General features: G+C 68.3%; 7 protein-coding genes. 6 read left to right on the top strand and 1 reads right to left on the bottom strand.

Annotated features, from left to right (window positions below; genetic code table 11):
* Positions 1-18 precede the first annotated feature (18 nt).
* From SCD90_RS07975 to SCD90_RS07990, 4 genes are read left to right on the top strand one after another with little or no spacing between them, the layout of a single operon-like run.
* Positions 19-1,071, top strand: a complete 1,053-nt coding sequence (locus SCD90_RS07975) for an ABC transporter substrate-binding protein (RefSeq protein WP_319844118.1) — start codon at positions 19-21, stop codon at positions 1,069-1,071.
* A gap of 2 nt (positions 1,072-1,073) precedes the next feature.
* The gene (locus tag SCD90_RS07980; protein ID WP_319844119.1) at positions 1,074-1,886 is read left to right on the top strand and encodes an ABC transporter ATP-binding protein; all 813 of its coding nucleotides are present in this window, start codon (positions 1,074-1,076) and stop codon (positions 1,884-1,886) included.
* Positions 1,873-2,682 (top strand): ABC transporter permease, encoded by an 810-nt coding sequence (locus SCD90_RS07985; RefSeq protein WP_319844120.1) that lies wholly within the window; start codon positions 1,873-1,875, stop codon positions 2,680-2,682. Before SCD90_RS07980 ends, SCD90_RS07985 begins: the two co-directional genes overlap by 14 nt.
* Positions 2,683-2,691: 9 nt before the next feature.
* Entirely contained in the window at positions 2,692-3,675 is a 984-nt protein-coding gene (locus SCD90_RS07990) for an asparaginase (protein ID WP_319844121.1), read from the top strand.
* Between the two features lies 1 nt (position 3,676).
* Here the strand turns inward: SCD90_RS07990 and SCD90_RS07995 are convergent, their stop codons facing one another.
* A complete protein-coding gene (locus SCD90_RS07995; RefSeq protein WP_319844122.1) occupies positions 3,677-4,750 on the bottom strand; it encodes a ribokinase in 1,074 nt (357 codons plus the stop codon).
* On the opposite strand from SCD90_RS07995, the gene SCD90_RS08000 reads away from it, so the two are divergent.
* The gene (locus SCD90_RS08000; RefSeq protein ID WP_319844123.1) at positions 4,677-5,474 is read left to right on the top strand and encodes a GntR family transcriptional regulator; all 798 of its coding nucleotides are present in this window, start codon (positions 4,677-4,679) and stop codon (positions 5,472-5,474) included. The two genes, SCD90_RS07995 and SCD90_RS08000, sit on opposite strands and share 74 nt — an antisense overlap.
* A 125-nt stretch (positions 5,475-5,599) precedes the next feature.
* The coding region (locus tag SCD90_RS08005; RefSeq protein WP_319844124.1) for a beta strand repeat-containing protein at positions 5,600-11,739 on the top strand (6,140 nt) is incomplete at its 3' end.

Raw genomic sequence — 11,739 nt, forward strand, 5'->3', positions numbered from 1 at the left:
TGCCACCAAATGGAGGCTATGATGCAAGCTGTTCTGAAAAAGATGATCCTCGGTGGAATCGTTGCGGCCGGCTGTATCGGCGCCGCAGGGATGGCGATGGCCAAGGACCTCGGCACCTTCCGGATGATGTTTCCTGTCGAGAGCGTGAACCAGTACCATCCATTCTTCATCGCCGAGACAAAGGGCTACTTCAAGGAAGAGGGCCTGAAGGTCGAATACCAGGATGCAGGCGGTTCCAGTGCGGCCATCCAGCAGGTGCTTGCGGGCAATGCCGACGCTGCGCTCCCCGCGCCGAGCGCCTTCCTGAACGCGGTGGCGAACGGCCACGACCTGCGCTGGATCTACTCCTACCAGTACGCCAACATCTTCACGCTGGCGGCCACGAAGGAGTCCGGCATCGCCACCATCGCCGATCTCAAGGGCAAGAAGGTCGGCGTGTCCGATCTGGCCGGCGGCGAAGTCCCGCTTGTGCAGGCGGTGCTTGCCGCAGCGGGGCTGAACGAGGGTGACGTGCAGATCGTGCCTGTGGGCGACGGCTCGGCGCTGACCGTTCAGGCGCTGCAGAACAAGCAGGTCGACGCCTATTCATCCAGCCTGTTCGACATCGCGTCCATCCGCGCGCGGGGCATCGACCTCGTAACCATCCTGCCCAAGGAAGCGCAGGACTTCCCGGCCAACGGCGTCGTCGTGACCGCCGCCGCGCTGGAGAAGAACCGCGAGAAGTATCAGGCTTTCCTGCGTGCGGTCGCGAAGGCCGTGGTCTACACGGCCGCGCATGATGCGGAAGCCTTCGCCGAGGCCAAGAAAATTCGTCCCGAAGAGTTCGAGGACGAGGCCGTCGCCAAGAACTTCTGGGAAGCCGCCCACACCCTGAAGACACCGCCGGCCGAGTTGAAGGACCAGCCGATCGGCACGCACTTCACGCCTGGCTTTAAGGCCTTCCACGACTTCCTGCGCACGGGCTCCGAGCAGGAGGGCGGGCTCGCGAAGGATGTGGATCTGGCAAAGGTGCTCGATTCCTCGCTGATCCCGGCTGCCAACGATTTCGACAAGGCGGCCATTGCGAAATGAGCATGGCGGACACCACAACGGCGGGCGGCGCATCAGCGCCGTCTGTCATGCCGATCATCGAGGCGCGCGGCCTCGCGAAGGATTTCGTCATCGATGGCGTGCCGGTCACCGCCCTGAAGGGTGTCGACCTCGCCATACGGAAGGGCGAGTTCATCTCCTTCGTCGGCCCCAGCGGCTGCGGCAAGTCCACGCTTCTCAACATGGTTGCCGGCCTTCTTCCGCAGACCGCCGGCGAGGCGTTCTTCGAGGGCCGCCCCATCCTGGAGCCTTCACGGCAGGTCGGCTTCATGTTCCAGTCGCCGGTGCTGCTGGCGTGGCGGACCGTCGAAGAGAACGTGCTGATGCCCGCCGAGGTGTTCGGCATCGACAAGAATACGCTGCGTGATCGTGCCCGCTCCGTCATCGAGGCGGTGGGGCTGGGCAGCTTCCGCCAAGCCTATCCGCGGCAGCTCTCGGGTGGCATGCAGCAGCGCGTCTCGCTGGCGCGGCTGCTGACCTATGAGCCCAAGGTGCTGCTGATGGACGAGCCGTTCGGCGCGCTGGACGAATTCACGCGCGAGGCCATGAACCTCGAACTCCTGCGGATAACGCAGGCCGCCGGAATCACGGTGTTGTTCGTCACCCACAATATCTCCGAAGCCGTCTTCATGTCGGACCGCGTGGTGGTGATGACGCCGCGCCCGGGCAAGGTGTCCGGCGTCGTGTACGTGGATCTGCCCCGTCCGCGTGAGATCGCCCAGTTGCAGGATCCGCGCTTCACCGAACTGAACTTCACCGTCAGGAAACTACTCGGGCAGGGCCATGACACACACTGACCAGGCCGTTCCCGTCCGCCGCCCGGCCGATGCCGGCAAGATGAAGTACCGGCTGTACTCCATCGGCATTGCCGTGGCCGTTCTCGCCGCGTGGGAACTGGCGCCCCGGCTCGGCCTTGTCTCGCCGATCATCCTGCCGGCCTTCAGCGCCGTCATGTCCGCGCTGTTCTCGCTGGTGACGACCGGCTTCTTCATGCGCCACTTCCAGGTGACGCTGAGCGAGATCCTCATCGGCTTCTTCCTCGGCACCTTCATCGGGCTCGGGCTCGGCACCGCTCTGGCGATCTGGCCGGCTGCGAAGAAGATCACCTATCCGTTCATCGTCGGCTTTCAGGCCATCCCGAAGATTGTCTTCGCACCGCTTTTCATCGCCTGGTTCGGCTTCGGCCAGAGCTCGAAGGTCGTGATGGCGGTCGTCATTTCCTTCTTCCCGGTGCTGCTCAACACCATGGTGGGGCTGGAAAGCGTGCCGGACGATGCCCGCAAGCTGATGCGTTCGTTGAAGGCCACGCCCATGCAGACCTTCCGCAAGGTCTCGCTGCCGCACGCGCTGCCGGTGATCTTCGCGGGCGTGAAGGCCGCCCTGACCTTTGCGGTGATCGGCGCCATCGTCGGAGAATTCGTCGGCGCGTCCGAGGGGCTGGGCTATCTGGTGGACCTCTACAACCATCAGCTTCGCATCGACCGGGTTTTCGCAGTCGTCGTCGTGCTGGCCGGCATCGGCGCGGGAGGCTATTTCGTTCTGGAATGGCTTGATCGCCGGCTGATCTTCTGGCGCTCCAGCGACACGCAGTAGGAACCAGCGATGACAAAGCCGAAGGTGAAGGTGGTCGTGCTTGGCGGCACGATCACCATGATGCCCACAGCGGAGGGCGGCATCCAGCCGAGCGTGCGCGGCGAGGATCTTGTCGCTGCCGTGCCCGGCTTGTCCGACGTGGCCGATATCGACGTCGCGACGCCTTTTCTGAAGCCCGGCTCTTCATTGTCGTTCGAGGATTTGGCTGAGGTCTATCGCGTCGTCCGCGATGCGCTTGACCATGGAGCGGCTGGCGCTGTCGTGGTGCAGGGCACCGACACGATCGACGAGACGGCCTTCGTGCTCGACCTTCTGCATGCCGGTTCCCAGCCCCTTGTGGTGACAGGGGCGATGCGCGGAGCCGCCGCCGCAGGTGCCGACGGCCCAGCGAACCTGTTGGCGGCTGTGACGCTTGCCGCGAGCGGTACCCCGGATCTTGGGGCCTGCGTGGTGCTGAACGACGAAATTCATGCTGCGCGCTTCGTGGCCAAGGGCCATACGGCCTTGCCGTCCGCGTTCGTCTCGCCGGGATTTGGCCCCATCGGCCACGTCATCGAAGGGCGTGCCCGCGTGCCGCTGATGCCCCGCCGCGTGGATGCGGGCCTTGCGGGAACGTCGCCTCCAATGGGGCGCGTGGCGATCATCAAGATTGCCCTTGGTGATGATGGCTCCTTGATCGGTGCGGCGCTAGGCGCTGGCTATTCGGGTCTGGTCGTGGAAGCCATGGGAGCCGGGCATGTTCCGATGGCCGTTCTGGATGCCGTGACGGAGGCGGCATCGCGCATACCCGTCATTCTCGCCACACGAGTGCCGGGCGGACCGGTCTACCGCGAGACCTATGGCTTTCCCGGATCGGAGCGGGACCTGATCGCGCGGGGGCTCGTTCCCGCCGGCCTTCTGCCCCCCACGAAAGCCCGCATCCTGCTGTCCTTCCTGATTGCAGGCGGCGCGTCGGCACAGAGGATCAGCCAGGTTTTTGCAGCTTACGGCTAAGTTACCGGCGGCGCACCTGAGCTTTGTGCTGATCGAGTAAAGTGCTCAGGTCCGCCGTGGTCGGCAAACCCTGGATCACACCGTGCCTTTGCACGCAGAATGCCCCCGAGGCCGAGCCTGCGCGCAAGCAGTCTTCGAAGTCCTCTCCTCTCAGGAGTGATGCGCAGAACGCTGCCGTGAATGCGTCTCCGGCGCCGAGAGGGTCGACGCAGGGCACCGAAAAAGCCGGCACCCGGCAGGGGGGATGAGACCTGCGGAACGCAATCAGCCCCCGGTCCCCACATGTAACGATCAGCGTACCGGGTCCCGATGAGAGGACGACGTCAGCAAGTGCGCCGTAGCCTTCCGCCCCGTTACCTACATCGAGCCCTGATTGCCGGCCAAACTGCTCCGCTTCCACTTCGTTGACGATCAGTGTCGAGACCAATCCCAGGAGGCGACCTGAAATCGCCCGGAATGGCGACGGATTGAGCACCGTCTCAACCCCCGATGACCGTGCCATGCTGAAGGCTTCGATCAGCACCTCGTCGCACGTCTCGAACTGCCCGATGACAAGCGACGCCCCGTAAAGCCCGCGCGCCATGTCCTCCTTGGCAAGCAGGAGATTGGCGCCAAGGCCGATCGCGACCCGGTTGTCCCCCGCCTCATCGCTGATCCCCACTCCCGTGCCCGTCGAGCCGTCCTTCTCGAGAACGCGGATGCCGGGCAGACCGAAGTCGCTCAGAGCTTTTGTAGCCATGTCCCCGAAGGCGTCGTTGCCCGTGGCGAGAATTCCAGCCACTGCGATTCCCAGGCGGTGAAGACCCAGGGCTACATTGAACCCCTTGCCGCCGGGCTCCACCAGAACGGACAGCGCGGCTGCGCTTTCTCCGGCGGTCGGCATCCTTGGAACACGCGCACAACACGCGACGACAAAACTCGCTATCACGAATGCGCAAGGTGGGTCTGACATGGGGCCTCGTACTTGACAGCGGCTCACCGTCTGGTCCCCACCATTGTTCATGGACGAAGCCGTTTTTGCAAAAGGCGCACAGGATCGCGCGCCGGGAACAAGGTACAGCCCGGGATCGCTCATCAGCCTCCTGCAGATCGATGACCGCGCAGGACCGATCTATCGGCAACTCGAACAGCGGATCGTGCACCTGATCCGGACGGAAGTTCTGGAGGCAGGATCGGTTCTCCCGGCGGAGCGGCAGCTTGCCGAAGCACTGGGGGTCAGCAGGACCACGGTCCAGCACTGCTACAACAATCTGCGCCGCAGCGGCCTGCTGGGAGGGAAGGGCCGCTCCGGATCGAGCATCCAGCCGCTTCGCCTGAACACGGGCATGGACCGGTTGAAGGGCTTCACCGAGGAGATGCGCGATCTCGGGCGGGTGCCAAGCTCCGAAATCCTGCAATGCGAACAGGTCGAGGATCGCTCGATAGCATCGGTCTTTGGACTGCCTTCGACCGCTCCATTGTTGAAGCTCGTCCGCATTCGCCGGGGCGACAGCACGCCCATGTCGAGGGAGGTCGCCTGGTACGATCTGTCCGCGGCGCCCGACCTTCCAAAAGCCGACCTCACGGGATCGGTCTACGACGTCCTGAAGAAGATCGGCGTGCAGTTGACCCATTGCGAGCAGAGCATAGAGGCTGCCTCTTCCTCAGAGGAGGAAAGCGCGATTTTCGGCTTCCAGTCCGCGCAACCCTGCCTGCTCATCAAGCGGCGGAGCTATACGTCCGATCACCGGATGATCGAATATGTCGAGGGGCTGTTCCGGGGAGACGCCTACGTCTACAGCCTGAAGCTCCATGTCTGAGGTGCGGGCGATGTTGCTTAAATGCTGCGGCCCTTAGCCAAACGTCTAACTCCAATGGACGGGTCCAAAAAGAGTCCATAAGCTCACCCCGCTGATCCATGCAGGTGGATCGACGGGGGGATGACATGAACTCGCTACGACCGGAAACCCGGGCTGCATTTCGCAACGCCCCCTCTCGTCCGCGCCGTCCCGGTGCAGGTTCGCCCTCGCGCAGAAGGCTCGAACTCCTGGCGATCGCTCTTCTGGCCTCCACGGCCTTGGTAGCGATTGCAGCTCCCCTGTCCCCGGCGACGGCGCAGGTGCTGATCGACCAGAGCGGCGGCGATGGTGGCACTGGAGCGCCGAGTGTCGTCGGATTCACGGGCGGTGACGGCGACCCCGGCCTGAACATCGACAACACGATCGGCGCCGATGTCTTGACCGGCGGGCCGGGCAACGCGGCCTATACCGGCAGGGTCAATGGCGGGAACGGGGGCACGGGCGGCCTCGGCGTGCCGGCTTTTTTCGGAACCTACGGCGAAGGCGGCAATGGCGGCGTCGGCGGCAATGGCGGCTCGGTGATCCTGCGGAGCGGGGTTGCCCTCTCCACGTCCGGGCCGGGCGCTCACGGGATGGTGGCCACGGCGCGGGGCGGCAGAGGCGGTGACGGCGGCAGCGCCGGCGGCCTGGTGGCGATCGGCGGCAATGGCTCACGCGGAGGTAATGGCGGGAGCGCAAACGCCGTGGTGCTGCCCGGCGGCAGGATTTCGACCACCGGGGACGTTGCGTTCGGCATCCTGTCCATCGCCGATGGCGGCAATGGCGGGACGGGCGGCGGCGTCGGCGGGCTCGGCGCCGATGCGGGCGACGGCGGAAGCGGCGGTTATGGCGGATCGGCACGAGCCGAGAACGCGGGCGAGATCATCACCGGCGGAACATTTTCCAGCGGCATGGTGGTGCGCAGCTCCGGAGGTGTCGGCGGCGAAGGTGGCGGTGGCGGCGGTCTTGTCGGCCTCGGCGGCAATGGCGGCGCGGCGACCTTGGGCGGGCTGGCGGAGGGCATCAATTCGGGGCTGATCCAGACCGGCGGAGATTTCGCCACAGGAATGCTGGTCCAGTCGGTCGGCGGCGGCGGCGGCAGCGGCGATGGAGCGTTCGGCCTTGCCTATGGCGGCGGCGGCGCGGGCTCCTCCGGCAATGATGGCGGGACGGCCATCGGCACCAGCACGGGGACCATCCGAACCAGCGGACGCGATGCCATCGGCATGTTCGTGGAAACGCTCGGCGGGGGTGGTGGCAATGGCGGCGGTGCGGGCGGGCTCGTGGCCGTGGGCGGCAGCGGAGCCGGTGGCGGCGATGCCGGAAGCGCCACGGGCAATCTCGGCGGCACGATCTCGACCTCCGGTATCGGCGCTCATGCCGTGCTCATCCAGTCGGTCGGCGGCGGCGGCGGCAATGGCGGCTTTGCCGGCGGCGTCGTCTCGGTGGGCGGCTCGGCAGGCACGGGCGGAACGGGCGGGCAGGTCACGGTCAATGCGGCCGGCCCGGCTCTGGACATAGACACCACCGGCAGCACCGCGATCGGTATTCTCGCTCAGTCGGTTGGCGGTGGCGGCGGCAATGGCGGCCTCGCCGTGGGAGTGGGGCCGGTTGCCGTCAATCTGGGCGGTTCCGGCGGCTCCGGCGGGGCGGGCGGCGGGGTCGCCGTCAATCTTGGCGCGGGTGCCCTCGACACCATCGGCGAGCGCTCGACGGGCCTGCTGGCGCAATCCATCGGTGGCGGCGGCGGCAATGGCGGCCTTGCCGCCTCGGTCGGCGCGGTGGTCAGCGTGGCGGTGGGTGCCAGCGGCGGCGGCGGCGGGACGGGTGGCGCCGTCGGTGTGGCATCCGGGCTGGATATCACCACGAATGGCGGTCTCGCGCACGGCGTCCTCGCCCAGTCGGTGGGCGGCGGCGGCGGCAATGGCGGCGGCTCGCTCGCGTTCTCGCCCGGCATCGTCAGCGTCGCTGTCGGCGGCACTGCGGGCGGCGGCGGCGATGGCGGCGGCGTGTCGCTCGCGAATTCCGGCGACATCATCACGCGCGGCATCGGCAGCAACGCACTCTTTGCGCAATCGGTTGGCGGCGGTGGCGGCGAGGGCGGCTACGCTGTCGCGGGTTCTGTCGGCGTCGCGCTCTCGCTGGGCGGCAAGGGCGGCACGGCCAGCAATGGCGGCGATGTCGGCCTGTCCTCGTCCGGCAAGATCGAGACGTTCGGAGCCGAGGCGGCCGGTGTGCTGGCCCAGTCCGTGGGCGGAGGCGGCGGCAATGGCGGCATCGCCGGTTCGGTCGGGCTGTCGCTTCCCGCAATCGCCATTGGCGGCGGCGGCTCGGCCGGCGGCAATGGCGGCGCGGTGACGGTGGGTGTCACGGGCGGATCGATCTTCACCGAGGGGCGGCGGTCCTTCGGCATTCTCGGGCAGTCCATCGGCGGCGGTGGCGGCAATGGCGGTGGCTCCTTCGGCATCTCCGGTGGTCCGGCCACGGTTGTCCTGGGCGGCGCCGGCAGCGCGGCGGGCAATGGCGGGAACGTCACGGTCGCAAGCAATGTCGCCGTCGCGACGCGGGGCGACCTGGCCCATGCCGTCTTCGCGCAATCCATCGGTGGCGGCGGCGGCAACGGCGGCTTCGCCACGGGGGCGACGCTTGGCGGGCCGGCGGTGGCCGTCGGCGGCTCCGGCAGTTCCGGCGGCAATGCCGGAGCGGTACGCGTCGAGACGACGGGCACGCCCGACACTCTGATCTCGACAAGCGGGCAGAACGCCATCGGCATCCTGGCCCAGTCCATCGGCGGCGGCGGTGGCGATGGCGGCCTCTCGGCGGCCTTGTCCACGGCGGTCACGATCGGCGTTGGCGGCAGCGGCGGCAATGGCGGCACCGGCAGCACGGTCGACGTCCTCAACCGGCAGTCAATCACTACGGGGGGCAACCTGTCCCACGGCATCCTGGCCCAGTCCGTCGGCGGCGGCGGCGGCAATGGCGGCTCCGTCGGCACCTTTACGGCCAGCATCATCGCGGTTTCCGTCTCCGTCGGCGGCGATGGCGGCAATGGCGGCACCAGCGCGAAGGCGTCGGTGGACCATTCCGGCGACATCACCGTTGCGGGACGTGGCGCAAAGGGCATCATCGCCCAATCGGTCGGCGGGGGCGGCGGCAGCGGCGGCGACACGTTCGCCGGCTCTGCCAACGCGATCATCTACTATCCCATCCCGTCCGCCGGCATCTCGGTCGCGGTCGGCGGCTCGGGCGGCCTCGGCGGCAATGGCGGAGAGGTCAGCGTCACGGCGAGAGGCGACATCCTCGCCGGATCGGCCGAGATGTCGGGCGGCATCGTGGCCCAGTCCATCGGTGGCGGCGGCGGCAATGGAGGGCGCTCCGATGCCCTGTCGGTCGGCCTCAACTCCGTCCTGAATGCGTCGATCTCGGTCGGCGGCACGGGTGGAGGCGGCGGCGACGGCGGGCTCGTCACCGTCAACACCGGCGTGGATGCGACGGGCGGCTCGATCCGCACCGGCGGTGCGCAGTCCGTTGGCGTGCTGGCGCAGTCCATTGGCGGCGGCGGCGGCAATGGCGGCGCGAGCTATGCGATGGCGGGCTCGGTCCCCTCCTTCAACGGTTATCCCACGGGCACGATCGCGGTGACCGTCGGCGGCTTCGGCGGCGATGGCGGCTCGGCCGGCAATGTCGACGTCACCAACGCGATGGCGATCACCACCTTGGGCGATCAGAGCGCGGCGGTGGTTGCACAGGCGATTGGCGGCGGCGGCGGCTCGGGCGGCTACGCGAACAGCGATTCCGGCATCATCGGAGGCAGCACGTCGAGCTTCACGCTGACGGCTTCGGTCGGCGTCGGCGGGTTCGGCGGTGACGGCAATGTCGGCGGCGAGGTGCGGGTGGCCAACACCGGCGCACTCGAGACCACGGGAGCGTTCTCGGGCGGAATACTGGCCCAGTCGATCGGCGGCGGCGGCGGCTTCGGTGGGAACACGACCGGCAAGGTCGACAACTCGTTTTCGACGAGCAGCAGTTCGGTCACGGCGACGGCAAATGTCGGCGGGTTCGGCGGCACCGGCAATGACGGCCGTCTGGTGGATGTCGACAATTCCGGCACCATCACCACGCGCGGCTTCGGCTCCAGCGGCATCACGGCGATGTCGGTTGGCGGCGGCGGCGGCGCCGGCGGCACGAGCGCGGGCAAGATCGATGCCGGTGATGCCGGCGATGTCCTCGTCGGCGTGTCGGTGGGTGTCGGCGGCTTTGGTGCCGATGCGGGCGATGGCGGCGTGGTGGATGTGGGCAATGCAGCGCTGATCCGGACCATCGGCGATTACGCCTTCGGCATCAGCGCCAGCTCCATCGGCGGCGGCGGCGGCTCCGGTGGGTCGGCGACAACGGGCGCATCGGGCGAATACGCGATCGGCGGCGGGCTGGGCGGCTTCGGCGCGGCTGGCGGCAAGGGCGATCTCGTGACGGTCCGCAACGCGGCGGCCGGCACGATCCTGACCTCGGGTGCCGGCTCCGTCGGCATCCTCGCGCAGTCCATCGGCGGCGGCGGCGGCAGCGGCGCGGGCGGTGAGGCCCAGGCAGAGGGTGAGACGGTCGGGGTCAGCCTTGCAGTTGGCGGCTTCGCTGGCGCGGGTTCGGACGGCGGCGCCGTTCTGGTAGACAACGCCGCCGTGATCGGCACCGAAGGCTTTCAGGCCCATGGCATCCTGGCCCAATCCGTGGGTGGCGGCGGCGGCAATGGCGGCTCTGCCACTTCGGGGGCGGAGGCTGAATATGCGATCGGCGGCGGCCTCGGCGGCTTTGGCGCCTCCGGCGGTATCGGCGGCGCGGTCGATGTCCTGAATTCCGGCTTCGTGACCACGTCCGGCGTCGGCGCGGTAGGCATCCTGGCCCAGTCCATCGGTGGCGGCGGCGGGAATGGCGGCGGCGGTAATTCCAAGGCGGAAGGCGCAAGCGTGTCCGTCGCCGTCACAGTGGGCGGCTTTGCGGGAGCGGGCGCCACGGGTGGCGCCGTTGGCGTCGACAATTCGGGCATCGTCTACACGCGCGCGGCTCAGGCGCACGCCATCCTCGCGCAGTCCATTGGTGGCGGCGGCGGCAATGGCGGTTCCGCCGGCGCGACGACGGGCGGCGACGCCGACGTGCAGGTTGCGCTCACGCTGGGCGGCTTCGGCGGCGAAGGCGGAGCGGGCGGTGCCGTCGAGGTGCTCAACCGCACCACCGGCACCATCCTTACCGAGGGCCAAGCCGCCTATGGCGTGTTCGCGCAATCGGTCGGAGGCGGTGGCGGCTCGGGCGGGGCCGGCAGTTCCTCCACCGGCGAAGGCGATCTTGGCATCGCGCTCAGCGTCGGCGGCTTTGGCGGCGCCGGCAACACAGGCGGTTCGGTGCTGGTGGACAATGCAGGCGCCATCGGCACCCTCGGCGCCCTGTCGCACGGCATCTTCGCGCAGTCGGTCGGCGGTGGTGGAGGGGCCGCCGCGGGCGGGTCGAACACGTCCAGCGCTGATATGTCGATCGGCGGCGGCTATGGCGGCAGCGGGGCGGCCGGAGGCGATGGCGGCTCCGTCACCGTGCTGAACAGCGGCAGCATCACCACGCAGTCGGCGGGTGCGCTGGGCATCTTCGCCCAGTCGGTGGGCGGCGGCGGGGGCTATGGCGGCGTCATGTCGACCTCGTCATCGGCCGACGGTGCCTATGCGCTCGACCTCGGCGGCGTCGGGGGCGCCGGCGGCAATGGCGGCGATGTTCTCGTGAACGTCTCCGGCAGCATCGAAACATTCGGCCGGCAGGCGCACGGCGTGGTGGCGCAGTCCGTCGGCGGCGGCGGCGGCTATGGCGGCGACGCGGGCGGCAATGCCTCCACCGCCCTGGCCATCGGCGGCCTTGGCGGTGCCGGCGGCGATGGCGGCGACGTCACCGTGATCCGCAGCGGCACCATCGTGACCCATGGCGCGGACTCGATCGCGATCATCGCGCAGTCCGTCGGTGGCGGCGGTGGCTTCGGCGGTTCCGGCTTCGGCCGCTTCACCACGGGCGGGCAGGGAGATGGACCCGATTCCATCGGATTCAACACACCCGGAGGCGGCACGGGCACGGGTGGCGCCGTCACCATCGTCCAGACGGGCGAAGTGTTCACGGAAGGCAGCCGCTCGCATGGCATCGTGGCACAGGCCGTCGGCGGCGGCGGCGGTGCCGGCGGCACCGACCAGCTTGCACTCGGCCAGTCCGGGGCCGGCTC

This window comes from Terrihabitans rhizophilus (assembly GCF_033898525.1).
In the GTDB taxonomy this organism is placed as follows: domain Bacteria; phylum Pseudomonadota; class Alphaproteobacteria; order Rhizobiales; family Methylopilaceae; genus Flaviflagellibacter; species Flaviflagellibacter rhizophilus.